This window comes from Chryseobacterium formosense (genome assembly GCF_900116415.1).
In the GTDB taxonomy this organism is placed as follows: domain Bacteria; phylum Bacteroidota; class Bacteroidia; order Flavobacteriales; family Weeksellaceae; genus Chryseobacterium; species Chryseobacterium formosense.
Window position 1 is genome coordinate 208,423 of sequence record NZ_FPAP01000005.1, and the last position, 26,106, is coordinate 234,528.

The 26,106-nt window shown below is 35.5% G+C and carries 22 protein-coding genes; 14 read left to right on the forward strand and 8 right to left on the reverse strand.

Annotated features, from left to right (window positions below):
• Nucleotides 1-76 precede the first annotated feature (76 nt).
• The 8 genes from BM371_RS17990 (at nt 77) to BM371_RS18025 (ending at nt 13,672) form a co-directional block, all read left to right on the forward strand.
• Nucleotides 77-3,181 (forward strand): T9SS C-terminal target domain-containing protein, encoded by a 3,105-nt coding sequence (locus tag BM371_RS17990; RefSeq protein ID WP_034678960.1) that lies wholly within the window; start codon nt 77-79, stop codon nt 3,179-3,181.
• Nucleotides 3,182-3,318: 137 nt separating this feature from the next.
• Nucleotides 3,319-6,159, forward strand: a complete 2,841-nt coding sequence (locus tag BM371_RS17995) for a T9SS type B sorting domain-containing protein (RefSeq protein WP_034678958.1) — start codon at nt 3,319-3,321, stop codon at nt 6,157-6,159.
• Between the two features lie 115 nt (nt 6,160-6,274).
• On the forward strand, nt 6,275-9,697 hold the full coding sequence (locus BM371_RS18000; protein ID WP_034678956.1) for a T9SS type B sorting domain-containing protein: 3,423 nt from the start codon (nt 6,275-6,277) through the stop codon (nt 9,695-9,697).
• Between the two features lie 123 nt (nt 9,698-9,820).
• Complete coding sequence (locus tag BM371_RS18005; protein WP_034678954.1) at nt 9,821-10,609, forward strand: hypothetical protein; 789 nt, start codon at nt 9,821-9,823, stop codon at nt 10,607-10,609.
• A gap of 156 nt (nt 10,610-10,765) precedes the next feature.
• Nucleotides 10,766-11,545, forward strand: coding sequence for a DUF6759 domain-containing protein (locus tag BM371_RS18010; protein WP_034678952.1), 780 nt, complete (start codon nt 10,766-10,768; stop codon nt 11,543-11,545).
• Nucleotides 11,546-11,631: 86 nt separating this feature from the next.
• Nucleotides 11,632-12,309, forward strand: coding sequence for a tRNA (guanosine(46)-N7)-methyltransferase TrmB (gene trmB, locus BM371_RS18015; protein WP_034678951.1), 678 nt, complete (start codon nt 11,632-11,634; stop codon nt 12,307-12,309).
• A 103-nt stretch (nt 12,310-12,412) separates the two neighbouring features.
• Nucleotides 12,413-12,868, forward strand: coding sequence for a DUF6759 domain-containing protein (locus tag BM371_RS18020; RefSeq protein WP_034679275.1), 456 nt, complete (start codon nt 12,413-12,415; stop codon nt 12,866-12,868).
• Between the two features lie 81 nt (nt 12,869-12,949).
• A complete protein-coding gene (locus BM371_RS18025) occupies nt 12,950-13,672 on the forward strand; it encodes a DUF6759 domain-containing protein (protein WP_074958871.1) in 723 nt (240 codons plus the stop codon).
• Nucleotides 13,673-13,749: 77 nt separating this feature from the next.
• On the opposite strand, the gene rpsB is transcribed toward BM371_RS18025, so the two are convergent.
• The 4 genes from rpsB to BM371_RS18045 form a co-directional block, all read right to left on the reverse strand.
• Nucleotides 13,750-14,511, reverse strand: a complete 762-nt coding sequence (gene rpsB, locus BM371_RS18030) for a 30S ribosomal protein S2 (protein ID WP_034678949.1) — start codon at nt 14,509-14,511, stop codon at nt 13,750-13,752.
• A gap of 208 nt (nt 14,512-14,719) precedes the next feature.
• Nucleotides 14,720-15,106, reverse strand: coding sequence for a 30S ribosomal protein S9 (gene rpsI / locus BM371_RS18035; protein ID WP_034678948.1), 387 nt, complete (start codon nt 15,104-15,106; stop codon nt 14,720-14,722).
• A gap of 7 nt (nt 15,107-15,113) precedes the next feature.
• Nucleotides 15,114-15,569, reverse strand: coding sequence for a 50S ribosomal protein L13 (gene rplM, locus BM371_RS18040; protein ID WP_034678947.1), 456 nt, complete (start codon nt 15,567-15,569; stop codon nt 15,114-15,116).
• Nucleotides 15,570-15,800: 231 nt separating this feature from the next.
• Nucleotides 15,801-16,133 carry a hypothetical protein gene (locus BM371_RS18045; protein WP_034678946.1) on the reverse strand — a complete coding sequence of 111 codons (333 nt, stop codon included), beginning with the start codon at nt 16,131-16,133 and terminating at the stop codon, nt 15,801-15,803.
• 210 nt (nt 16,134-16,343) lie between these two features.
• Between BM371_RS18045 and BM371_RS18050 the strand changes: the two genes are divergently transcribed.
• The 4 genes from BM371_RS18050 (at nt 16,344) to BM371_RS18070 (ending at nt 22,675) form a co-directional block, all read left to right on the forward strand.
• Nucleotides 16,344-19,691, forward strand: coding sequence for a methylmalonyl-CoA mutase family protein (locus BM371_RS18050; protein WP_034678943.1), 3,348 nt, complete (start codon nt 16,344-16,346; stop codon nt 19,689-19,691).
• A gap of 381 nt (nt 19,692-20,072) precedes the next feature.
• The gene (locus tag BM371_RS18060; protein ID WP_034678938.1) at nt 20,073-20,777 is read left to right on the forward strand and encodes a Dph6-related ATP pyrophosphatase; all 705 of its coding nucleotides are present in this window, start codon (nt 20,073-20,075) and stop codon (nt 20,775-20,777) included.
• 41 nt (nt 20,778-20,818) lie between these two features.
• Nucleotides 20,819-21,415, forward strand: coding sequence for a hypothetical protein (locus BM371_RS18065; RefSeq protein WP_034678936.1), 597 nt, complete (start codon nt 20,819-20,821; stop codon nt 21,413-21,415).
• A 177-nt stretch (nt 21,416-21,592) separates the two neighbouring features.
• Nucleotides 21,593-22,675, forward strand: a complete 1,083-nt coding sequence (locus tag BM371_RS18070) for a serine hydrolase domain-containing protein (RefSeq protein ID WP_034679272.1) — start codon at nt 21,593-21,595, stop codon at nt 22,673-22,675.
• Here the strand turns inward: BM371_RS18070 and BM371_RS18075 are convergent.
• The 3 genes from BM371_RS18075 to BM371_RS18085 are packed head-to-tail and all read right to left on the reverse strand — an operon-like array spanning nt 22,672 to nt 24,327.
• Entirely contained in the window at nt 22,672-23,376 is a 705-nt protein-coding gene (locus BM371_RS18075) for a hypothetical protein (RefSeq protein WP_051883001.1), read from the reverse strand. The genes BM371_RS18070 and BM371_RS18075 overlap by 4 nt on opposite strands.
• Complete coding sequence (locus tag BM371_RS18080) at nt 23,373-23,990, reverse strand: hypothetical protein (protein WP_034678933.1); 618 nt, start codon at nt 23,988-23,990, stop codon at nt 23,373-23,375. Before BM371_RS18080 ends, BM371_RS18075 begins: the two co-directional genes overlap by 4 nt.
• A gap of 13 nt (nt 23,991-24,003) precedes the next feature.
• Nucleotides 24,004-24,327, reverse strand: a complete 324-nt coding sequence (locus tag BM371_RS18085; protein ID WP_034678930.1) for a PadR family transcriptional regulator — start codon at nt 24,325-24,327, stop codon at nt 24,004-24,006.
• A 79-nt stretch (nt 24,328-24,406) separates the two neighbouring features.
• On the opposite strand from BM371_RS18085, the gene BM371_RS18090 reads away from it, so the two are divergent.
• A complete protein-coding gene (locus BM371_RS18090) occupies nt 24,407-24,934 on the forward strand; it encodes a 2'-5' RNA ligase family protein (protein ID WP_034678928.1) in 528 nt (175 codons plus the stop codon).
• A 39-nt stretch (nt 24,935-24,973) separates the two neighbouring features.
• Nucleotides 24,974-25,531 (forward strand): crossover junction endodeoxyribonuclease RuvC, encoded by a 558-nt coding sequence (gene ruvC, locus BM371_RS18095; protein ID WP_034678925.1) that lies wholly within the window; start codon nt 24,974-24,976, stop codon nt 25,529-25,531.
• Between the two features lie 8 nt (nt 25,532-25,539).
• Here ruvC and BM371_RS18100 read toward each other — a convergent pair whose 3' ends face one another.
• Nucleotides 25,540-25,950, reverse strand: a complete 411-nt coding sequence (locus BM371_RS18100) for a hypothetical protein (RefSeq protein ID WP_051883000.1) — start codon at nt 25,948-25,950, stop codon at nt 25,540-25,542.
• Between the last annotated feature and the right edge of the window lie 156 nt (nt 25,951-26,106).

Consider the following 26,106-nt stretch of genomic DNA (forward strand, 5'->3'; position numbering starts at 1 on the left):
TTACAATTTATTTAAGATTTATTAACAATATATTAAATTTTATTTTAATTTTGTAGAAATCCTAATTCTATAATTTATGAAAAGATTTCTACTGAGCTTAGTATTAGTTTTTCTGACATTCGGTTCTCTTTTTGCACAAAGAGATACCGATCATTGGATTGCTCCCTTCTATGCATCTTCTTCTACCACCCAGTCTGTTTATCTGTCTACAGATTCTGTAACGCCTTTTGATGTTACAATTACCAGTAACAGTTCAACAGCTCCTGGAAATGTATTAGGAGTTGTTTCCATCAGCAAAGGAAATCCGCAAGTATTTACGGTTCCTTCAGCCAATGTTTCCGTAAATACTGCAGCAAATGCATTTAATGTAATTAATCGAGGCCTTTATCTTAAGGGGATCAAACCATTTTTTTGCACCTTAAGGTTGGTAAGCGGTACTGCACACGCGGAAATCTTAACCAGTAAAGGAAAAGCAGGTACAGGAAAAGAATTTTTTGTGGTGGCTACACCATCTACTGCCACTTCTAGTAATTTCACGGCAGGGGTAATGGCGACTGAAGACAATACGGTCGTTACAACTGCTTGGAATGCACCAGTTACATTTATAGGTGGTGCTCCTACAACGACAACCAATACTTTCACTTTAAATAAAGGAGAGTCTTTTGTATATGCGGGTATAGGCAATTCGAACATCAATAACTTTATTGGTGCAAAGATTGTAGCAAGCAAACCAATTGTATTAACCAACGGAAATGTGAATGGTAATTTCGGGAATGTGACAAGTGGAGGATCCGATATTATTTTAGACCAATCAGTACCGGTAGAAAGATTAGGAAGTACCTTCGCTATGGTAAGATCGCGATCTTCTTCCGCAGATATGGAAGGAGGTATTATTGTCGCTACAGAAAACAATACTCAGGTATTTCTGAACGGATCAGGTATTTCTGTTGCAACGCTTAATCAAGGTCAAATGTACAGAATATCAGGAAACGATTATGTAGCACAGGGTACATCCGGACATTTTAATATGCTTGTTACCACTTCTAAAAATGTGTATTTATATCAATTGGTATCTATCTTAAATCAGAATGAAACAGGTGGATTCAATTACATTCCGCCTTTGAACTGTTTCCTTCCTAGAAAAATTGACGAATTACCAAAGGTTGACGAAATGCCTACAGGAGCTGGTGGAGCAAGTGTTGTACCGATGAACACACAGAATATCAAATTAAACATCATTACAGAGGCGGGAGCTACCGTTACATACAGTGTTAACGGAGGACCTGCTACGACACCTACTGCTGCTCAAGGTCCGTACACTCTCAATGGAAGTACAGCCTGGGTAACCTACGGATTGGAAAATATGTCGGGAACGATAACCATCCAATCTAATAAAGCTGTAACAGCGGGTATTAATGGAGGATATAGCACATCAGGTTATGGAGGATACTTTGCAGGATTCTCTTCTGTTCCGGTAATTGCCAAGCAGACAGGAGAATGTATTCCGGGAATCATTCTGGAGGTAGACGACAGCTACGATACCTATCAGTGGTTTTTAAATAACGCTCCAATTGCAGGAGCTACCAGCCACACGATAACGCCAACGGTTGCAGGTAACTATACTGTAAGAGTAACAATGGGAAGCTGCCCTCCGGTGACAACTCCTATTTACAAAGTATTTACTTGTTTAGGACAAACAACACAGAATATAAACATCTGTGGTACAAAAGCTATTGTACCTACTTTTACAAATTCTACGCAAACACCTGTACCAAGTACAGTATCAATTATCACTCAGCCTACAAACGGAACAGCAACCCTTAATCCTTCAACAGGAGTAATTACTTATGTTCCTAATGCTGGATACTTAGGACCAGATAAAATTGTATTTAAATTTTGCGGAAATGCCACTGAATTTGTAGACTGTGAGCAAGTAACACTTAACCTTAATGTGGTTCCTTTCGTACTTACGGACAGAACAATTAAAGCTTGTCAGTATGCAGGAAAAGGATATTTTGATTTAACAACAGCAAACGTTACAGACAACGCAATTCCGACAACCAAAAAATTCTATCCTACTTTAGCTGATCTTAATGCAAATACAAATCAGATCACAGATCCTACCAATTATTTCTCAGGATTGGGATCAGTATATGTAAGAGTTCTTACAGCAGAAGGATGTGTTGGAAATGCTAAAATAACTTTAGACTTCCATCCTACTCCGGTGGTATACGAAGCTACCCTGACAGAATGTTTCTTGGAAAACAATGAAACTAAAGCTCTGTTTAACCTTACTACGGCGAACGTAACTACAGAATCTCCTATTACTCAAGAGTTCTATCCTACATTTACCGATGCAAGTAACGGAACCAATAAAATTCTGGGTGTAGATACTTATATTTCAGGAAACGGTGTTGTATATACTAGAGTATTTAATGCGAACGGATGTTATGCCATTGCTAAAATCAACTTAAAAGTGACTCCACCTAAGAGATCACCATTGTTGGTAGACAAATATATTTGTATTGATGACAGAACAACATTAGATGCAGGACCTGGTTATCAATCTTACCGTTGGAGCACAGGCGCAACTACACAATCTATACAGCAAGTACCGGTAGGAGAATACTGGGTAATACTTCAGGATTCGGGATGTCCTGTGAAACAATTTGTAAGTGTAAAGAAAGCACAGGATCCGGTAATCACTTCAATTGAAATCTCAAACAACACGGCGACCGTAATAGTAACCGGCGGAATTGCACCATACGAATTTGCTGTTGACGGAACAACAACATGGCAAGATTCGAATGTATTCACAAATCTATCAAGAGGGCAGCATACATTCTATGTAAGAGATTCTTTCGGATGTACGCCTATTTCTGTAGAGGTTACAGTACCGAATTTGGTAAATGCAATAACTCCGAACGGTGATAATGTAAACGACTATGTAGATTATAGAGAATTAGCATACAAAGAAAATCTTACCTTCGTTATCTATGACAGATATGGTAATAAGATTTTCACTGGTGATAAGCTTAATAACTTCAGATGGGACGGAACTCAATCCAATAAAAAAGTTGTTACCGGCACATACTGGTATCACATTACATGGAATGAGCCGGATTTAACCAAAACTCCAATCAAATACACCGGATGGATTTTAGTGAAGAACAGAGAATAAGAAAAAAATAATAGTAAATATGAGCCACAACTTAAATGTTGTGGCTTTTTGTTAATTATTTTTTAATTTTTTTTCATATTTTTTATAATACATTTAAATTATTCTATTATTTTTGTACAAATCCTAATTCTACGCTTATGAGAAAACTTTTACTCACTTTTTTATTACTGATCTTCAGTGGCAATTTTATTTTTGCCCAGAGAGATACAGAACACTGGATAGCGCCGTACTATGAAACAACAACTGTTACTGCACAGTCGCTTTATCTTTCTACAGATTCCGTAACGCCTTTTGTGGTAACTGTTTATAGTAACAACGTTGCGTTAGGAACGGTAACAATCAGCAAAGGAAGTCCACAAACATACATTGTTCCTTCTGCACGAATTGCGGTAAACACCGAATCGGAAGCTTTTACTGTAATTAATAAGGGATTATATGTTAAAGCTGAAAAACCTTTTTACTGTACACTTAGAATGGTGAATTCAACTCAGCATGCTGAAGTAGTAACCAGTAAGGGTAAAGCAGGTATCGGCACACAGTTTTTTGTTGCCAGCACACCGTCTACTCAGATTGCATCAAATAATTTCACTGCTGGAGTTTTAGCAACGGAAGACAATACAACAGTTACTGCGACATGGAGCGCTACTGCTGTTTTCACGTTTTTTGGAGCAACGCCAACAACAAATACGCATACCTTTGTTTTAAATAAAGGACAATCTTTTGTTTTTGCAGGGCCAATATCTGCTACGGTACCTTTTATGGGTGCAAAAATTGTTTCGAACAAGCCTATTACGCTAACTAATGGGAATGTGACTGCTAATTTTGGAACAAACACCGCTTCAGGAAGAGATATTATTTTAGACCAGTCTGTACCGACAAGCAGACTCGGAAATACTTTTGCAATGGTAAGAACGAGATCTACACTTCCAGATTTGGAAGGAGGAATTGTAATCGCTACTGAAAACAATACAGAAGTATATTTAAACGGGGCTACAACTCCCGTAGCAACTTTAGCCCAAGGGCAATGGTACAGAATTTCCGGAAGCAGCTATATTACACAGCCGGGAGGATCACATGCTAATATGTTTATAAGCACTACAAAAAATGTTTATTTATATCAATTGGTTTCTGTAAATGATGATAGTGCAACTTGTGGCTTTAACTACATTCCGCCTTTAAACTGTTTTTTACCAAGGAAAATTGATGAGATTGGTAAAGTGGGTGAAATGCCAACAGGAACTGCAGGAGCGAGTGTTGTACCAGCTAACACTGTTGTAAAATTAAATATTTTAACTGAAGTAGGTGCAACGGTTACTTACACCGTCAACGGTGGTGCACCAATTACACCAACGGCTGCACAAGGACCGTTCCAGCTGACAGGAAATACCAACTGGGTAACCTATGCCATACAACCGATTACCGGCAATATTGCTATACAATCTAACAAGGCGGTAACCGCTGGAATTAACGGAGGACATAGCACTTCAGGATACGGAGGATATTTCGCGGGGTTTTCTTCAATTCCACTTATTGCAAAAAAGACCGGAGAATGTATTCCGGGACTTGTATTGGAAGTAGATGACAGTTATGATACTTTTCAGTGGTTTAGAAATGGTATTGCTATCCCAGGTGCAAACAGTAATTCATACACTCCAACACAATCAGGAAACTATACAGTAACCATTACGGTAGGATCTTGCCTTCCGGAAACCACTCCTGTATTTAAAGTATTTACATGTCTAAATGAAACTACAGCTACAAAAACGGTATGTGAAGGTTATTTAAATATCGTTCCTGCATTTACATCGTCATCACAAACATTTACACCGGCAAGTGTACAGATTATCACTCCGCCAACAAACGGTACTGCAATAATCAATCCTACTACCGGAGTTATAGGATATACTCCAAACAATAATTTTGTGGGAACAGATACAATTGTTTATAAATTCTGTGGAAATGATCCTGAATTTGTAGATTGTGAACAAATTACATTGACGCTTACAGTAGCAGCAAGCCCTATAGTAACTAATGCTACATTAAGAACCTGCTTCCTTGAAAGTAATGTTGCAACAGGTCAATTTGACTTAACAACTGCAATAGTGACTACACAGACCGGCGTAACAAAAACGTATTATCCATCATTGACTGATGCACATAATCAAACAAATGAAATTCTTCAGCCAAATCCGTATATTGCTCCGAATGGTGTTGTATATGTAAGAGTAAGCAATGCTAACGGATGTTACCGAGTAGCCGAAGTAACACTTATTGTTCTTCCTCCGGTAAAATCTACGGTTTTAGAAGACAAAGTAATCTGTATTGAAGACAAAACAGTTTTAGACGCAGGACCAGGATTTGACGGATACGAATGGAGCACAGGCGACACAACTCAGACGACTTCCAACATCGGCGTTGGAACATATTGGGTAAAATTGAAAACAGGAGATTGCATCACAAAACAAGAAGTAAAAGTTTATGCATCAGAGCAGCCTGTTATTACCAATGTTGAGGTTTCGAGTACAAGTATTACGGTTTCCGTAACAGGAGGTGTTGCACCATATGAATATTCAATAAACAATATCAACTGGCAGTCATCTAATGTATTTACAGATCTTCCAAGAGGTGACGTTAAAGTTTACGTAAGAGACACATTCAATTGTGTTCCTATGGAAGTAAATATTACGATTCCTAACATTGTAAATGTAATTACTCCGAATTCTGATGGTGTAAATGATATTTTAGATTATTCAGCACTTGCCAACAAACCGAATTTGGTATTCAACATCTTTGACAGATACGGAAACAGAATTCACCAGGGTAATAAAGACAACGGTTATACATGGGATGGAACTACCAATGATAAGAAGAAAGTTTCTACAGGAAATTACTGGTACAACATCAGCTGGAATGAGAACAACAGAACTAAAACACCTATTAAATTCTCAGGCTGGATTTTAGTTAAAAACAGAGAATAAATTATTATGTAATTTAAATATGATAAAAACCACGATATTAAATCGTGGTTTTTTGTTTATTTTTAAAACAATTAACGTATTTTATTATTAAATTTGTGAGAAATTCGAGTTCAAAATGAAGAAAATTCTATCTTTTTTTCTTATTTTTTATATATTCTCTATATCTTTTGCACAGCTGGACAGAGAACATTGGTTTGCGCCAATGGTAGATCGTACCGGAAATCCGAATCCATATCAAAAACTTTACTTATCAACCAATCGTACTACCCCGTTTGCAGTAACTATTTACAACAATAATGTCGTAATCGGTACAGTTACAATCAGCAAAAACAATCCGCAAAAATTTGATGTTCTCAGAAATTACATAATCACAACTCAACAGACCGATCTTTTCACCCCTACAACAAAAGGGTTATATCTAAAAGCAGATTTTCCGTTTTATGCGAACTTAAGATTTTCAGTTTATAACCACGCAGAAATTATTACTTCAAAAGGTATTGCATCTACCGGCACAACTTTCCATGTTGCTACAGCGCCGGTTACGGTAAGCAATGCAATTCTGAATTTTATGACCAGTGTATTGGCAACTGAAGACAATACAACCGTAACGGTATCCGGCTATAAAACTGCCGTTCAGTTTTCTAACGGAACAACAGGAGCAACAAACCCTACCCTAACTTTTACATTAAATAAAGGTCAGTCATATATTATTGATGGGATCGGGGATATTGCAGGAAATTTTGACGGTTTTATTGGTGCTAAAATTACAGCCACAAAACCTGTAAATATTACCAACGGTAACTTCAATGGTCAATATGCCGGTAATAACCCCACAAGTTCTGATATTCTGATGGATCAGTCTATACCGGTAAATCAGCTTGGAAGCACTTTTGCTCTTGTAAAAGGTAACGGAAATATTGGCAGCAATATGGAAGGTGCATTGATTATTGCAACGCAGGACAATACTTTGGTCTACGTCAATGATGAAACAGCTCCAATCGCAACATTAAATACCGGACAATACTTTGTAGTTCCCGACACAAAATATAGATTGCAGGGGACGACAGGTCACTATAATCTCTATATTGTAACGAGTAAAAACGCATATGTCTATCAGCTTCTTGCAGGAGCCGCAAGTACAGGAAATGAAGTAGCAACCGGAGGTTTCAATTTTATTCCCGGCTTAAACTGTTATCTTCCTAAACAGATTAATGAAATAGGTTTAATTAATGAAAACTTTGTTCATACAAATAATAATCCTGCCGGAATACTTACAATTCCTACAAAACTAAATTTAATTACAGAACGGGGAGCTGCAGTTTTGGTTAATAATGCTCCACCTCCTGCGGGAACAGGACCTTTCGACATGACAGGAAATGTGAATTGGGTAACGTATGGAATTCCGAATACTACAGGAACAATCACTGTAACATCTACAAAAGCAATCACAGCGGGTATTACAGCAGGAAGTGACGCCGTAGGTTATGGCGGTTTTTTTGCCGGATTTCCCACTCAGCCTATTATCTTAAAATCAGGAGGAGATTGCGTTCCAGGGATTGTTCTTACTGTTGATCCTACCATTTATGAATCGTATCAATGGTATGTTGGCGGTGTACTTATTACTGGCGCAACATCACCTTCATATACTCCTACAGGATCTGGGAATTATACCTGTGCTGTTACGATGGGAACTTGTGCACCATTGATTACGGTACCTTTTAAAGTTTTAAACTGTACAAAACAATCTTCGGTATCTTATAATATTTGTGATGTAAAAGTTATTACACCAGCGTTTACAACTTCTACTCAAACACCGGTTGCATCAACCGTATCGATTACCACAACTCCAACATTAGGAACAGCTACTGTAAATACTGCTACAGGAGTTATTACATACACCGCTACCAATCCGGCAGCAGGAGGAACAGATACTTTTGTTTATACATTTTGCGGAAATAACACTGAATTTCCGGATTGTGAAACAATAACCGTTACAATTAATATTCAGCCTGTTACAGTAAATAATGCAACTATAAATGCATGTAATGTAAATGGTTCAGGAACATTTGATCTTACAAGTGCCAATGTTACAACAAATTCACCGGTAACAATTACATACTACCCCTCTCTTGCAACTGCACAGAATGAAACACCGTCGGCATTAATCACGGTGCCAAATACATATCCTGCACCCAACGGAACGATTGTTTATGCGGTTGTGAAAAATAGCACAGGATGTAAAAATATTGCCCAGATTACTTTGAATCTTTATCCGTTAGCCGTTGTTACACCAGTAAATATGGGTGTTCAGTGTGATGAAAATCTTGACGGTACCGTAAACATAGTTTTATCAGACATTACACAATTAATTTTAAATAACCCGGCCTATTTTACCAATGTAAGATATTATGCTCAGTTAACAGACGCAAACGCAGGAAATGCCAATACGCTTCCCAATAACTGGAGCTACACGGTTAATACAACAATTTATATCAGAGTAGATTCTCCAAATGGTTGTGCACCGGTAATTCAGCCGGTAAATTTCACAGTCGGATCAAAATTAACCTTAATAACGAAAACACTTACAACGACATTCTGTGATGACGATTTAGACGGAGTGAAACCAATGAATCTTTCCCAATTCTTAAATCAGTTCACAACAGATCCTCTCGTAACGGCAAGCTATCATGCAACATTGGCAGATGCTCAGAATGATGTTGCTCCCATAAGCGCCGCCGTAACTCTTACAGGTGTGCATACTTACTATGTCCGATTTGAAAAGAGCGGATTCTGTCCGGATGTAGCAACAATAAATGTTACTTTAAAAGTTCCAAAAAAATCAGATATTCTGAAAGATCAGTTTATTTGTCCGGATACGGCGACTAATCTCGATGCAGGCTCAGGTTTTGACGCTTATCTTTGGAGTACCGGTGCTACAACACCTGCAATCTCAAATGTCACTGTCGGAAATTATTGGGTAGACCTTACTTTCGATGGCTGTACATACAGACAATTTGTAAATGTTTCCCAATCTACATTACCGGTTATCAATTCAATAGAAATAAACGGAACAACCGTAATAATTGGTGTAAGCGGTGGAACCCCGGCGTATGAATATTCAATTGACGGATTCAACTGGCAAAGTTCAAATACATTCACCAATTTAAGCATAGGAACATATACCGTTTACGTAAGAGATTCTTTAGTGTGTGATATTGTAAAAGAAAATTTTGTGATCATTAAACTGATCAATACGATCACACCAAACGGAGACGGAAGAAATGACGAAATCGATTATTCTTCATTAATGAACAAAGAAAATCTTGAATTCCGAATTTTCGACAGATATGGTGCTGAAGTATTCCGTGGTACACCAACCAACAAATTTACCTGGGATGGCAACATGAAAGGAAGACCTGTACCAACGGCAACATACTGGTATTTCCTGAGCTGGACAGAACTCGGAAATATCACAACCGTAAAGTATTCGAGCTGGCTTCTGGTAAAACACAGAAATGATAATTTATGGGATAAATAAATTCAAATAAAATTTCTATAACATTCATTAACAGTTTAATCTAAAGTTTAATATAACTTTAACCACCTATTGGCTCATCCTGCATGAAAATTGACGCAATTCTTATGTAATTTTGCACAACATATGAAGAAACTTATACTAGTAATGCTGTTGGTTTTTGCAGTTAAAATTAATGCGCAGATTTTTTCGGGAGAGGTATTTTTAAGAGACAATTCATCATTGTATCTTAATCAGGTGTATGTCACCAATCTCACAACCCTGAAAACTGTTCTTACCACATACAACGGAGATTTCAACATCAACGCTGAGCCGGGCGATGTGATTCGTTTCACGTCTATTGTTACAGAAAGAAAAGATGTAAAGCTGACTCCTCAAATGTTCAACTCTAAAAATCTGGTTGAATTAAAGATTGCTTATCACGATATTCAGGAAGTGGTCATCAGCAGATTCCGTCCTACAGGAAATCTAAGATATGATGTGAATTCCCTTCGCAAAGAAGATAAGGCTTTAGCCCTGAAAAAAGTAATCGGTCTTCCCGAGCCTAAAGGTGACGGAACTTCTCCTCAGCTTCCGGTTGCCGGGTTAAGAGACGGAGGTCTTACTTTCAGCATTGAAAGTATTTTTGATATTCTTTCGGGAGAACGCAAGAAAAAACAGAGATTGGTCGCTTATGAAAGAATGAGCAATTCTGTTACCCAAGTCAAAAATTATTTAGGAAAAGAATACTTTACAAGATTTAAGATTCCGGAAAACCTTATCGACAATTTCCTACAGTTTGTTTATACATCAGAAAATATCGATGTTTATATACAAAGCGGAAATATTGAAGCGGTAAAGATTCCGATCGAAAAATACCTGCCGATATATCAGAGAAGACTGAAAAATTCTCATCTTCAGGAAATTGTAAATTAATCTGATGAGTTTGAAGCTCTAAACCATTAATTAAATTAAATCTTAATAATTCAGGCAATATATTCTTTCAAATTTTGTTTATTTTTAATGAGCCTAATCATTCATTAAACTTCATCAATATTGAGAAACGCACTGCACACCATAAAATATTATTCAATGAAAAAGTTAGTTTTACTTTTTACTACTTTATTATTTGTTTCTTTTTCAGCTCAAAAAAAGGGTAAAGATTACAGCGAGATCCTTAAAAGCAAAAATATTTACGAGATCAATGCTTTCCTGAGAGATGCTCATCCCGATGATCCCCGAAGATCTGTCCTAAAGCCAAGAGTAATGGACATGATGAAAGAATACATTAAAACGGCACCTCCGGGAGACAGAAAAGTAAAAGAGATGCAGGAAAATCTGGCAAGACTGAGAAGAGGTCCTTCAACGAAAATTTCTTTTGAAGAGATGAACGCCATGATCAAGCAGAAACAAATCTTGAAATACCAGAAGCAGTTGCAGGTGGGCCAGTCTGCTGTTGTTTATACACCAAGTACTGCGCAGAATGTATATGTTACCAATACGACTGCTACAAAAAACACAAAAGTGATTGCAGATACCGAAGCATCGGAATTCAATATGCTGATGGGAGAAAACTCAACAGAGCATAAAAATAAAACCGTGAAGATCCTGAATTCATTATTCGACAACGATCCGAATGCAAAAGAATGTATCGTCATGATCGAAAACAGATCAGACTGCAACATCATTGTAAGGATTGAAGGAGTCGGAAATACCAAATACAGACTTCCTGTTCCTGCACATGGCGATAATTCGATTGTTGTACAAAAAGGAGATTATCTTTTATCCAGTATTGTTTGCGGCGCTCAGTACGCTTCACAAAAAACCATTCAGAAACCTATGATGGTGGCTTTAGGCAGCTCTGCAAAATAATTTGAAATTCAAAATAGTAACCTTGCATTTTAAAAGCTTGAATGCTGCATAATTTTCGTAATTTTGCAGACTTTCATACATAGTTCATGGGCAAAAACAAATTAAGAAGATTCGCAGAGAACAGAATATTACCCAACGTCATTCAGCCAACCAGAGATGAAGCTCTCGAAGGTTTTAAACTTAAAGGAAACTGGAGAAAAGATTTCTTTAAAAACGAACAGCCGATCGTTTTGGAATTAGGTTGTGGTAAAGGAGAATATACAGTAGGGCTTGCAAAAACCTTTACAGATAAAAATTTTATCGGAATTGACATCAAAGGTGCAAGATTCTGGTTTGGAGCTAAAGAAGCGGTAGAAAACGGAATGAACAATGTTGCATTCTTACGATCACAAATCGAGCTTGTAGATTATTTTTTTGCCGAAAATGAAGTCGATGAAATCTGGATTACCTTTCCCGATCCTCAGATCAAATTCAAGCGTACAAAACATAGATTAACACATCCCGATTTTCTTGAAAGATATAAAAGATTTCTAAAACCGGGCGGCATTGTACATTTAAAAACAGATTCAGAATTTTTACATGGCTATACGCTAGGTTATTTGCAGGGTGCCGGATACGAAATCACTTCTGCTCATCACGATATTTACGGAGCTCTGGAATACGATCCGAATACACCACATTTAAGAGATATCAGAACGCATTATGAAGAGTTGTTTTCTACTAAAGGAAAAACGATTACTTATATTAAATTTAAAATTAATTAATTTTCAAAATAAGAAAAGGTTGTACATAATACAGCCTTTTTTAATACAATAAAGTGAGCATTTCCGAGTTTTATTTATGACTAAATTCAAGCTAAATTTTAATATGAAAAAACATTTTCTTCTTATCATTCTTATCCTCTCATTTCTAAATAGCTGCGGAAGCACAAATCATAATACCAAGCCAACTCCAAAAAATACATTTCCTAAAAACTCAAACACCGGAACAAAAACAAATCCTGCATCAACAACCGAGCAAGAATACCAGGCTTTATTAAAAATATATAAGCCGGAAACGGCAGATGTTCTGAATGACCTGCTGAACAGCTCATCAAACAATACCAAAACATCAGTATCGGTAGAAAATAAGTCCAGATGCAATATGGTTCTTACGATAAGCGGAAACAATTATTTCAAAAAAATTCCGATTGCGGCAGGTAAGATTGGGTACGCTATGGTTCCAAAAAATCAGAATTACAGTTTGTCGGCAATGGTTTGCAATTCAAAATATCAGAAAACAAAATTTATTGCAAATTCTTACAGCATCATGTTGTCTAACTAAATGATTTAAAATTAATTGCTTACATTTGCAATCCGATAATTTCTGAACAAAATTCAGAACAAATTACTAAAACACAATTCGATGAAGAAAAATACTTTCGCTTTTTTCTTCTTCAGTCTTATCGTTTCATCCTGCGCAAGTAATACTGCAGACGGAGGTGATGTTCTCAGAAGTACAGACATCAGTAAGATTGAAGAATATCTTGTAAAAGCACATCCTCAAGATCCTAAACGAGGAATTCTAAAACAGCGAATCATTGCGCTGAAAAATACAGAATGGACAAAAGGTGCAAAAAATGCAAAACCCATGGAAGCAAGACCCGTTTTTATGGAACTTCCCGATTTTTCGATTAATAAAAGAAATAATGAAGCCAATCAGGAGGTTTTCAGAAAACTGATGACTGAAACTTCGGATGAACATAAAGAAAAAACCAGAAAGCTTCTCAATAATATGTTTAATGAAGATATTAATCATAACGAAGCGATTGTTTTGCTGAAAAATAATTCAGACTGCAACTTGATTTTAGAAATCTCCGGAAAGAAGTTTTATAATCTGGCGGTTCCCGCGAAAGGCGAAAATTTTATCGTCCTGAATAAAGATTCTTACATTTTTTCGGGAAATGTTTGTGATGTAAAATATAAGAGTTCTAAAGATATTAGTAAAAGTATGGTTGTTGTTTTACAAAATCCGGGACTTCCATCGATTGATGAAAAAAATCTGCTTGCTCAAAACAATTCTGGAAAAGCACCAAAAAACACAAAAACAAAGCCTACATCAACAGCAAAAAGAAAGAAGAAAAAATAAATAATCATTCAGTTTCAGAACAACAAAAAACCGCCAAATTACTTCAGCGGTTTTTGTATTTTAAAGAAAATCTTTAATTATTCAGCATCGAAATCAGCATCTTTATCAGCAGACACTACTTCTCCTTCTTCTTTAGATTTTTCTTTATCAGCTTTTCTCTGAGACTGACCTTCTTTGATAGAATCTGAAACTACATTCAAGATCATATCGATAGATTTAGAAGCATCATCGTTTCCTGGGATAACGAAGTCTACTTTTCTTGGGTCAGAGTTTGTATCAACAATACCGAAAACTGGAATACCTAATTTCTTAGCTTCAGTTACAGCGATGTGCTCTCTCATGATATCTACAACGAAGATTGCAGAAGGAAGACGCACCATGTCAGAGATAGAACCTAAGTTTTTCTCTAAGTTAGCTCTTTGTCTGTCTACCTGTAATCTTTCTTTTTTAGATAAAGTTTCGAACGTACCGTCTTTTTTCATTTTGTCGATAGCGTTCATTTTCTTTACAGCTTTTCTGATCGTAACGAAGTTTGTTAACATACCTCCCGGCCATCTTTCTGTAATATAAGGCATATTAAGTTCAGCAGCGTGCTTAGCAACCACCTCTTTCGCTTGCTTCTTAGTAGCTACGAAAAGAACTTTTTTACCTGCAGAAGTTAATTTTTCTAAAGCGTTACAAGCTTCATCCAATTTAACTGCTGTTTTATGTAAGTCTACAATGTGAATACCGTTTTTCTCCATAAAAATGTATGGAGCCATATTTGGATTCCACTTTCTAGTCATGTGACCGAAGTGTACACCAGCCTCTAGAAGGTCTTTTACATTTGCTTTTGCCATGTTTTCTGTTTTTGTTAGTTTACTTTCCGTTTTTTAAACAATCAACAACTTCTTTAGATGGGAGAAGCGTTTGGATGCTAAACGTAACGGGCAATTGGCGGTTTGCTTTTTGCTTGTGGCAATTGGCTTTTCGCCGAGATTAAGTTTAAAAAAAATTTTAATAAATTCCTGAAGCCAATAGCTAAAAGCCATTCGCCACCAGCAAATCTTAACGTTTTGAGAATTGGAATCTCTTTCTTGCTTTTTTCTGACCTGGTTTCTTTCTTTCCACCATTCTTGCATCTCTTGTAAGTAAACCTGCAGGCTTCAATGCTAATCTGAATTCAGCATTAATTTCGCAAAGCGCTCTAGAAATACCTAATCTGATAGCTTCTGCCTGACCTGTATTACCACCACCGAAAACATTTACGGTAACATCGTACTGACCAACAGTTTCAGAAAGGATGAACGGCTGGTTCAATTTGTAAACCATCACGTCTGTAGAGAAATAAGTTGCAGCATCTTTACCGTTTACTGTAATGTTACCAGTTCCTGGCTTTACATAAACTCTAGCTACAGAAGTTTTTCTTCTTCCGATTTTGTGAACTATAGACATAAATTAATTATTTAAATTCGTTAACATTAATTGTTTTAGGCTGTTGAGCTTCATGTTTGTGCTCAGTTCCTTCATAAAGATAAAGGTTCTTCAATAAAGCAGATCCTAATCTGTTTTTCGGCAACATACCTTTTACAGATTTTTCCAATACTTTTAAAGAATCTTTCTTCTGAAGTTCAGCTGCAGTCATAGACTTCTGTCCACCAGGGTAACCTGTATGCCAGATATAAGTCTTATCGTTCCACTTGTTTCCAGAAAGAGTTACTTTCCCAGCATTCAAAACAATAACGTTATCACCACAATCTACGTGAGGTGTAAAGTTTGCTTTGTGCTTACCTCTCAAAATCTTTGCAACCGTAGAAGCTAGTCTTCCCAACGGTTGTCCTTCAGCGTCTACCACAACCCATTCTTTATTAGCAGTAGCTTTGTTCGCTGAAACAGTTTTGTAACTTAATGTATTCACACGTTTTAGTTAAAGATTAAACATAATTTTCCCTTAAAAGGGTGTGCAAAGGTACACATATTTTTCTAATCTGAAAATATATTTTGAATTAAAGTATTGAAAATAGTGATATTAAGTAAGTTATCACATCTGAAGAAATCAAAATCTCAACTTTTGTAAAGTCGAAAAACGATAAATAAAATCTGAAAATTGAAAATCTTTAGTTTAAAGATTGAATATTGAGAATAATTTTTAATTGCGTAAAGATTTACTCCCTCGGAAACTTGCTATTAAATAATAAGCCACAAAAACAGTAGAAAACTTCAAAATAGACGGAATTGCCAGTTCAAGATTGAAAATAACAGCACCTACCGCAACCAGAAGAGCCATTACTCCAAATGAAGAACCCATTTTCTGAACAAGAGAAAATTTAGGATTATCGAGAGAATACGCCATTCCCCAAGCAAGTCCGAAAGCGATTGCATAATATATTTCCAGACCGATATGTTCACCATCTATAAATAGATAATTGATTAAAAAACTCAATACCGTTCCCAATGCAAAATAGATTAACGCTCTTTTCATTCCTAAAATTCTATGTGCAAAAATAAAAATTTAATTCCGAAAAACTCAAAATGAAAGAATAACCTTGCAAACACCTGAACGAATGTTAGTTCAGGTACAAAAATCACACTGACAAAACATACAAAGCTTTAAAAATCAATTAAATGACTACAAATCAGCGGTTCTTATTTTATTATTATATTTGGAAATTCAGAAATTTTCTAGTTTTTTATGGAAACCCAAAAATATACTCCAACAAATAAAGTAAGAATCGTAACAGCTGCATCGTTATTCGACGGTCATGATGCTGCGATTAATATCATGCGTCGTGTCATTCAGGGAACGGGATGCGAAGTTATCCACCTTGGTCACGACAAATCTGCTGAAGAAGTGGTGAACACTGCTATTCAGGAAGATGCCAACGCCATTGCACTGACCTCTTACCAAGGCGGTCACAACGAATATTTTAAATACATTTACGATCTTTTAAGAGAAAAAAACTCTCCGCAAATCAAAATATTTGGCGGCGGCGGCGGTGTAATTCTGCCTGAAGAAATCGAAGACATCATGTCTTACGGAATCGACAGAATTTATTCTCCGGACGACGGCCGTGAGCTTGGTTTACAGGGAATGATCGACGATCTGGTAAAAAGATCAGATTTCGCAACAGGAAAAGATGTGACGGCAAATGACTTAGATTCAATTAGTTTTGAAAATTCTACAAGTATTGCTAAAATCATTTCTGCGGTCGAAAACTTTTCAGACGAAAAACCTGAATTGGTAAAAGCCATTGACGAAAAATCAAAAGATTTAAATATCCCGATCATCGGTATCACGGGTACAGGTGGAGCCGGAAAATCTTCTTTGACAGACGAATTGGTAAGACGTTTCTTACGCTCCAACACCGATAAAAAAATTGCTATCATATCTATTGACCCTTCAAAAAAGAAAACCGGAGGTGCATTATTGGGAGATAGAATTCGTATGAACGCGATCAATGACCCACGAGTTTATATGCGTTCGATGGCGACGAGAGAAAACAACGTTTCTGTTTCGCCTTTCATTCATTCAGCGTTGAATGTGTTGAAATTAGCTCATCCTGATGTAATTATTCTGGAAACTTCGGGTATCGGACAATCCGGTTCGGAAGTTTCAGATTTTGCAGATGTTTCCATGTACGTAATGACTCCTGAATATGGAGCTTCAACGCAGTTGGAAAAAATCGACATGTTGGATTACGCAGATTTAGTTGCTTTAAATAAATCTGACAAACGAGGTGCTTTAGATGCCCTTCAAGCGGTTAGAAAGCAGTTCCAGAGAAACCATTTGCTGTGGGAAAGTCCGTTGGATGATATGCCTGTTTACGCAACAAAAGCATCTCAGTTCAATGACCACGGAACAACTGAATTATACAATAGATTAGTTGCAAAAGTAAACGAAAAATATTCAGGCTTAAATTTACACGGTTTTGTTGAGCAGGAAATTACAGACGAAGTGACGATTATTCCTCCAAAAAGAGTTCGTTATTTATCTGAAATTGTTGAAAACAACAGAATTTATGATGCAAACATCGAAAAACAAGCTGAGCTTGCAAGAAAAATGTATCATATTGAAGGCGTTAGAAATTTCCTTTCCAACGAAACTTTAGACGCTGAATATCAAAAGGCAGAGAAAGAACTTCAACAGGAAAATATCGACTTCCTAAAAACTTGGGATGATACGAAAAAGGCTTTCCATGAAGAATTTTACTCCTATTTCGTAAGAGGAAAAGAAATTAAAGTGGAGACCTCAACAGAATCTTTATCTCATTTAAGAATTCCAAAAATCGCTTTACCAAAATACAACGATTGGGGTGATTTAATTAAATGGAAAGGACAGGAAAATCTTCCGGGAGGATTTCCTTACACCGCCGGAATTTATCCTTTTAAAAGAACAGGAGAAGACCCAACAAGAATGTTCGCCGGAGAAGGCGGTCCTGAAAGAACCAACAGAAGATTCCACTACGTTTCTGCGGAAATGGATGCAAAACGTTTGTCTACAGCGTTTGACTCTGTGACGTTATACGGACAGGATCCTGCCCTACCACCGGATATTTATGGTAAGATCGGAAATGCGGGAGTTTCTATCGCAACATTAGATGATGCGAAAAAACTGTATTCCGGATTTGATTTGGTGAATGCAATGACTTCAGTTTCAATGACCATCAACGGACCTGCGCCGATGTTGTTGGCTTTCTTCATGAATGCGGCGATTGATCAGAATGTTGAAAAATATATTACTGAACATAAGCTTGAAGCTAATGTTGAGAAAGCTTTAAAAGCAAAATTCGACGACAAAGGTTTAGAAAGACCAAAATATAACGGAGAATTGCCTCCTTCCAATAATGGTTTAGGATTAAAATTATTAGGCTTAACGGGAGATGAAGTGATTCCTGCTGAGGCTTATGCTGAAATTAAGGCTAAAACAATCGCGACCGTTCGTGGAACGGTTCAGGCTGATATTTTAAAAGAAGATCAGGCTCAAAATACTTGTATTTTCTCTACTGAATTTGCCCTAAGATTAATGGGTGACGTTCAGGAATATTTTATTACAGAAAAAGTAAGAAACTTCTATTCTGTTTCTATTTCTGGTTATCACATTGCAGAAGCGGGTGCGAATCCGGTTTCTCAGTTGGCATTTACGCTGGCAAATGGTTTCACTTATGTTGAATATTATTTGTCAAGAGGAATGGATATCAATGATTTTGCACCAAACCTATCTTTCTTCTTTTCCAACGGTATCGACCCTGAATATTCAGTAATCGGACGTGTGGCGAGAAGAATCTGGGCAAAAGCCATGAAACTGAAATACGGTGCAGATGAAAGAAGTCAGATGTTGAAATACCATATTCAAACTTCAGGACGTTCGCTTCACGCTCAGGAAATTGATTTCAACGACATCAGAACGACGCTCCAGGCGCTTTATGCCATCTATGATAACTGTAATTCACTCCACACAAACGCTTATGACGAGGCAATTACAACTCCGACTGAGCAGTCTGTAAGAAGAGCGATGGCGATTCAGTTGATTATTAATAAAGAATTAGGATTAGCGAAAAACGAAAATCCGCTTCAAGGTTCATTTATTATTGAAGAATTGACGGATCTTGTGGAAGAAGCTGTTTATGCAGAATTCGACAGAATTACAGAAAGAGGTGGTGTTTTGGGCGCAATGGAAACGATGTATCAACGTTCAAAAATTCAGGAAGAATCAATGCATTACGAATGGCTGAAACATACCGGAGAATATCCGATTATCGGAGTGAATACTTTCTTAGGAAAAGACGGTTCACCAACAGTTCGTCCGGGAGAAGTTATCCGTTCGACTGAGGAAGAAAAGCAGTTCCAGATCGAAATGCTTCATAATTTCCAACAGGCTAATGAAGATAAGTCCGAAGCCGCTTTAAAAACATTACAACACGCTGCCATCAATCAGCAGAATTTATTTAATGTCATGATGGATGCCGTGAAATATTGCTCTCTTGGGCAGATTACCAATGCTTTGTTTGAAGTAGGCGGTAAATACAGAAGAAATATGTAGTCCGGCCCGTGTAGGGCAAACGATTTTTGACTACAAACTGTTTCAAAAATTATAAATTAAAACCTCAAGGAATTTTTCTTTGAGGTTTTTGTATTTTTGAATAATTTGTATAATTATTTTTAACACTCCTTAAAAAATCAATGAAAAAATTCTTTATCACAGCAATTATAATTTTCACTGTTACATTTTTAAAAAGCTGTAATTCATACCCTATGGATGCCACACACAAAAGCGATATGGACAGGAACACAGAAGAATTACAAAAAAGGCAACAAACTGAAAAAAACAAGATCGAACCTAATGAACTAAACAATTTCGGTAGACCAGATCATAAATAAATTGAACGATTTAAATCTTAAGTCATTCAGGTCAAAATAGCGAATGAAACCCAAAGCCATATTCAACTGGAGCAGCGGAAAAGATTCTGCATTAGCTTTATACAAAATTTTAAAAAAAAATCAATTTGAAGTCACTTCTTTGCTGACAAGCATTAATCAGGAATTTCAAAGAATCTCGATGCATGGTGTTCATGTTTCTTTGTTAGAAAAACAGGCGGAAAGTTTAGGATTTCCTTTAATTAAAATGGAAATCCCGAAGGAACCGACAATGGAAGAATATCAAGAAATTATGACCAGAACGATGAATGAGATACAATCTCAAGACGTCAATCATTCTATTTTCGGAGATATTTTTTTAGAGGATTTGAGAAAGTATAGAGAAGATCAACTTAATAATATTGGAATGGAAGCGGTTTTTCCTCTTTGGAAAATCAATACAACAGACCTCATCCATGAGTTTTTAGATTTAGGTTTTAAAACGATCGTCACTTGCGTAAACGAAATTTATCTGGATAAAACTTTTGCCGGAAGAATTATTGATCAAGATTTCATTAATGATTTACCTGAAAATGTAGATCCCTGCGGAGAAAACGGAGAATTCCATACCTTTACTTTTGACGGTCCCATTTTTAAAAATCCTATAGATTTTAAAATTGGTGAGATTGTAAAGAAGACCTATCCAAAACCGAAAACTGATGATAATGATGAAGGTGGAGAATATGTTTTCTGGTTTTGTGATTTGATTTAGAAATAATAATCTAAAATTTTCGTTTTACTTTAAACTAATCAATGAGACCCCATACTTATCCTTCACAAACCACTGTTGCACATTCAAACGAAATAGTTGTCTCAGCCGATTCAAATATAAAAATCGAAAACGAAGAACCTCGAAAAGATAACGGCAATTTTGTGATCTCCGGAAGAATAGTTGATTCTGAAAACACAAAGCCGATTCCTTCAGAGATTAGCTTTATTACTGCTTTGAAAGTTTATACCACAAGAACAGATAAAAACGGCTACTATCATCTCGAAATACCGAAAGATATTCTTAAATACGAAAGCCTATTGGAGTTTGCTCCTAACGACTATGCTTATGACAAAAAAATGGTTATTTATACCATTCAAAATCTTGGTAAAAAACAACTGATAAAGTTAGAATATAATGGTTTAGATAAAATGTATGGTGAAATTTCATACGGTCCACCTTTAGCTACAGAAAAATCTCTTATAATTGTTGAAGGAAAAAAATTAGACTATAAAATATTTAATAAAAGTTACTCTTTATATTCCAATAAATATGAGGTTCATTACATTCCTAAAGAGTTTGTGAAATTCTTCACTCCAAAAGAAAACATTCATGACATTTACATTGTTTTTATAAAATAAAATTCTTTACTGATAGCTTTTTCAACTTTTTCACATTCAACAATAATGAATAAATTAAATAGTACGTTCTCTTATTTTATGATTTGATTTAGAATAGTTTTAGTTTCACACAGTTCGTAACCTTAAACTTTGATTAAAAATCTTTTTTTCTTATTTTAGAGAAATCAAAAGCACATCATGAAGTTTTTAGTAACGATTATTTCCGTCTTCTTAATTTTATTTTCCTGTCAAAAAGTTGAAATCTCCAAGCCTGTTGATAAAAAGGTAATTATTGATTCTGCAGTTACAGCATTTCAGCAAAAACTATATAAAGCGCAAATAGATTCGGTTTTTAATGCTTATCATTTTAACGCAAGTGTCGGTGTTTTTAAAGATAGCACTGAACTTTACCGAAGAAATAATGGATTCTCGAATTTTGAAAATAAAACTGAAATCAACAACGCTACAGTATTTTCAATTGCCTCGATAAGCAAGCAGTTTACCGCTGTTCTGATCTTACTTCAAATGGAAGAAGGAAAATTGAATCTTGACGATAAAGCCTCAAAATATTTTAAAGATTTCCAGAAAAAGGAATATGAAAACATCACCATTCAGCAGCTTCTAAATCACAGTTCGGGACTTAATAATTTCGGGGAAAGATTAATGTTCAAAAGTGGAAGCGGATTTAATTATTCCAACGACGGATATAATGCTTTAGGAAAAATTGTAGAAAATGTTTCAGGAAGATCTTTTGATGAAAATATGCTGGAATTATTCAAAAAAGCTGGAATGAAAAATTCATCAACCGGAACTTCATTTGATGGAGAAAATTTTGCTAAAACATACGTAGGAAATTCGAAAAGTCAGAAAGCTGTTGACAATATGCCAAAAAGATTAGGCAACAAAGAAATTGGCATTCCTGCAGGCGGAGTTTTGTCTACCATTGACGATCTTCACATCTGGAATAATGCTTTATACAGCGGAAAAATCATTAAAACCGAAACTCTGAAAAAATTCATGGCCAAAAGCACCGAAAGACAACATCCTGTTCTCGGAACGATGGGTTACGGCTTAGGAATTATGATGAATGACAATAAGCCGGTTTCTTATTTTCACAGCGGATATGTAAAAGGCGCACCTTCCCTCAACATTTATTATCCCAAAACCAAAACTTCAGTTATTATCCTATCTAATATTGCGGATGAAGAAAAAGGCAAAACTGCATCTTTCCAACCTCATTTAAAAATTAAGCAAATTTCAGATGTATTGGAAAATTATTAATTAGAGATTTTAAAATTTTCTTCCAGATAAGGAGTGATTTTTTTAATCATTTCAAGATACTTTTGCTGGGATACTATAATTGCTGCTTCAAAAAAGAAAAAGAAAAGAAACAAAGCGTTAACAACAATACCTTTCATATGATTTGGATCCAAAAAACCATCATTTATTTCTAAAACAAAACGGAAAAACCATCCTGAAGACATCGGAAGAATAAAAAATACGCTTACAAGATTCTGATGGGCAGAAAGCCGGATGTTTTTATATTTTTTAGGCAGATCAAAATATTTTTTTTCTTTGATGTAAATAATTAATGGAAATACCATAACAAGACCTACAAAGACACCCAAACTTATTCTAAAAACAGAAAACGGAATAAAAAAATAACATAATACAACTAAAAAATAACTGATTACTGCAATTACTGCTGATTTTTTCAGGATTGAAAAAAGCTTTTGTCTTGAGGATTTTTTTATCAAAAGAGATGTTTTTTCTGTACTCCAGCTACCATCCCGGAAAAGCCTTAAGTCGTCGTACCAGGAAATAATAGCGACATTAAATGCATCATCAAAGGACAAATCTTTCTCCGATTGTATTTCTTTGATTTGGCTTACAAAATGATCTTCAACTTCCATTATGATATCGATCGGAAGATTTTTATTCAAAAGAAAAGTTCTTATTTCCTGTTTTTGTTCTGTTGTCATGAAAGCAAAATATTTACTTTTTTAATTCTGTAATAAAGCAATTGGGTCTGAAGCACAACCGAAAAAGTGAGCGCCATATGGTTTAAAGGAAATTCCCAAATATTGTCATGCGTTTTAAAGGCAATATTTAAAATAGGGACAATAATTAAAATCAACAATAAACTTCTCAGCAATAAAGGATGAAAAGATATTCTCTGATAATCTGAAAAACTGAGTTTCCCGAATATGAAACTGTAGAGAAGAAATAACAGATGTAAAATAATAAAGCATCCCTGGATAACTAAATATAAATCTTCATTAAGATAAAACATCATCCCTGAAAGCAAACAAAACAAAAAAGCCAACAACATCATTTTTCTGAATCTCATCTGCAAAAGATACTTCTCAATTTTTGCAATTCTTCTGAATGAAAAAATATCTGCTCTTACCATTTTCAGTTCGCTCTGCCAATTAATTGTTGTCTGAACGAAGGCTTCCTGAAAACCAACTTCTTTTTTAAGCATAAAATCTGAAATCTGCATGACAAAATGATCATACACTTCAGTAAATATAGCAGAACTCAAATTTTTACTTTTAAGATACTGCTCTATCTGTTTTAAGTTTTCTTTATTCATGAGCATAGATTTATTATATGTCAAAAATTGTTTTTAGATTAAATAAATATGATCTCATCTCATCTTCCTGAACTGCCTGTTGTTTTTTGCCCTTTTCGCTAAGCAAATAATATTTTCTGCTCCTTCCATTGATTTCCTGAATTTCAGAAGTAATAATTCCATCTGCTTCCAGCTTATGTAAAAGCGGATAAAGTGCTCCTTCCGTCATTTCGAGTTCACCTTCCGTTAGTTCTTTTGCACGCTGTGTGATCTGATAACCATACATCTTTACTTCTTTAGAAAGTAACTTTAAGATGATGTTTTGGAGTGTTCCTTTATAGAGACTGTTTTTTTTCATCCGTCGATTTAATACCTTACAAACTTATGCATAATTTTCTTATGTATTAGAATAAATTTTAAAAACTTAATTTCGCTTTATGAAAAAAATGTATTTCATAGCTGTTTATCCTGAACAGAAAATCATTGATGAGGTAAGAGCTTTTAAAGAAGATTTAGCTATAAACTTTGGCAATACTAAAGCATTGAATAATGACGCACATATTACATTATTTCCTCCTTTTGAAAGAGAAATCGAATTGGAGGAAGATATTCACATTGCTTTTCAGAAAGTCAATACAAAAATTTCTCCTTTTGAAATTATATTGAATGGTTTCGGAAGCTTTCCCAATCCGAAAAATCCTGTTTTGTTTATACAACCGGAAGAAAATGAAAACCTGAAGCAACTTTACCTTAATGTAAAAGAAAAATTTAGTTTTGGAAGTTATTCATTCAATCCCCATATGACAGTGGGGTATAGAAATCTTTCTTATGAAAACTTTCTGAAAGCCTGGGAAATTTACAAAGACAAACCCTATATAACTAAATTTATCGTTGATGAAATTTCACTTCTTAGACATGACGGGAAATGGATTCCGATCGATGAAAAGAAACTGTCGCAAGAATAAATTAAAATCTAAAATAAAGAAAGCCGTATCTTTGTCGTGATGGTTTCAGCAGAGAAAATAATTTTAGGAATTGACCCCGGAACAGCCGTGATGGGATTTGGCTTAATATCGGTTAAAAAAGGTAAAATGGAAATGATTTCCATTCACGAACTGATTTTAAAAAAATATCCTAATCATGAAACCAAGCTTAAATACATTTTCGATAAAACCTTAGCTTTAATTGATGAATTCCATCCGGATGAAGTTGCGCTTGAAGCACCTTTCTTTGGTAAGAATGTACAATCAATGCTCAAACTCGGAAGAGCTCAAGGTGTTGCAATGGCAGCAAGTTTGTACAGAAATATTCCCATCACCGAATATTCTCCAAAAAAAATAAAAATGGCAATCACCGGAAACGGGAATGCCAGTAAAGAACAGGTCGCAGGAATGCTTCAGAATCTTTTAAAACTGAAAGAATTCCCAACAAAATATCTTGATGCTTCCGACGGATTAGCGGTCGCTGTATGCCATCATTTCAATTCGGGAACGCTTGCTGATACAAAATCTTATTCCGGTTGGGAAAGTTTTTTAAAGCAGAATCCCGATCGTCTAAAATAATTCAACGATTACTTTTCTTTGTATTCCGAAGGCGAAACTGAAAAATCGGTTGTCGGTTTACCGTTTTTGTCATAATAAATATATTTAAGCGTAACATTGTTATCTCTGAAGTTCTTCATATCCGGAGAATTTTTAATGCTTTTTAAAGCTTCCTCCTTTGCAGCAGATTTATAGTCATTAATTTCTTCAGGTTTCAGGTCTTCTTTTACATCATCTGTTAAAGTATAGCAATATTTCAAAGTCTTATTTTCTCCTGCCGAAACACTGTCTAATCTCACACCTTCACTCAACAATTGCGGAGTCATTTTATTCATGTTGGCTGCGGCCTCCTTTAATTCTTTGTCTACAATATCTTCTTTTTTACAAGATGACAATGTCAAAATAACCATGGCTAAAGAGATTCTTGAAAAATTTTTCATAATATATTTATTTGAATAGATTAAAGATAGATATTTTTAATAACAGAAATTAAGCCATTAACAGAAGTGATTTTGACTTATTTTAAAATTACTTGGTAAAACATATTACTATTTGTAACAATGGTATATTTTTTAATACTAATTTTGTAGAAAATT